This window comes from Pseudomonadota bacterium, from assembly GCA_039818985.1.
GTDB lineage: Bacteria > Pseudomonadota > Alphaproteobacteria > Sphingomonadales > Sphingomonadaceae > Alterisphingorhabdus.
This window is the reverse complement of the sequence record JBCBSU010000001.1, coordinates 105,685-106,984: the sequence shown is the minus strand read 5'-3', so window position 1 is coordinate 106,984 and position 1,300 is coordinate 105,685. Positions and strand designations below refer to the sequence as shown.

The window sequence follows — 1,300 nt, the reverse complement described above, 5'->3', positions numbered from 1 at the left end:
GCCGTGTATTTCGGGGGCGAGGTTGGCCAATGCCGCTCTATAGGCAGGGTTCGATAAGTTGCGATTTGCAGGCTCGATGTCCTTTAGAACCCCGTTTTCAGGGTCGAACATCAGCTCCGAGAGCAAACGCCTTACATCAGCGGTATAGCCTGCACTCGGACCCCTGTGCAAAGACAAGCCGGTTCTGCGCGCGAGAGTCTCGTCGGCCGGTAATCTGACACCGTTCGTGACTGCATCCCGCCCGCTGAACAGACCTTCTCTGGTCAAGTCACGCAGAACGCTTCCGACCGGATCATTCTGTGCGCGCAGCAGCTCTTGAGGAATTAAGTGATGAAGCTGCCATTGATTGGCATTACCGCCAAATGTGTTCTGGAAAAAACGGGGGTTAAGGTCTTTCGTCTTGCCGGTGAAATCAAAATTCGTAGCGGGTTGGTTACCTTGCGTTACTCTGCGCAGAGCAGTGAGACTATTCGAATTTATATTGCCAGTCGGAGTATTATATAACGACATCGCCAACCTCCACTAACTCGTCTTTTACACCGATTGGATAGAAACCCATCCACGGCGGCAATACATCACCCATCTCGTCAACAACATCAGGGCTAAAGACGTCAGAATAGGTCTCTGTTATAAAAAATACCTTCTGATCATCAACCGTATTTCTGCGCAGATAGAAGAAATAATAATCTTCTTCTTTTTCAGCTATGTATTGCGCACCATAATTGGGTATTGCCGACAGAGAAAAGTCACCATTTTCCTTTTCAAAGACCCTGTGCCCCACCATGTCACCATCGCGCGCGAGCATGGTGTGCTTTGACCCACCCCGATTGATGAAAACATATTGCCGCAGAGAATTGCCATCAGTTGATACGTCGACGGGGATAAACACATGCATGCCCGGTTCGTGACGCTCAATAATGTCGTGTACACGCTCGCTGACCAGCGATATTCCATAAGCGAATTCCGGCCATTTCTTCGGAGCCTTTCTGCTGACCACGCCGCTCAGGGGCTGTTTCCAGAGATCGCGCAGGCCACCCTGCTCATCAAACAGCACAGGGCTGGATCGCACATGATAGCCCTCCAGCATGTCATAAAGGACAGAGGCAATGAAATTGTTTGGAGGCTTATGGGCCCCGGGGCCGTCATAATGACCCTCTATACCGACAGGAGAATTGCCGATCCGCTTCCCATATTGCTGCGCCACCCTGTAATATATCGGGCCATCATAATTATCGGGCACATGGCCATAAATCCGGGGCGGTTTGTACGGCTTGTAAAAGCGCGTATCGTAATCGCCCAT

The 1,300-nt window shown here is 50.8% G+C and carries 1 protein-coding gene; it reads right to left on the bottom strand.

Annotation, left to right across the window (positions count from 1 at the left end; translation table 11 throughout):
* Positions 1–496: 496 nt before the first annotated feature.
* On the bottom strand, positions 497–1,300 hold the full coding sequence (locus AAFX04_00500) for a DUF1629 domain-containing protein (GenBank protein MEO1043900.1): 804 nt from the start codon (positions 1,298–1,300) through the stop codon (positions 497–499).

What these genes read in the sequence shown, in the direction of transcription:
- AAFX04_00500 (MEO1043900.1), bottom strand. Translation starts at nt 1,300, where the DNA reads ATGGGCGATTACGATACGCGCTTTTACAAGCCGTACAAACCGCCCCGG.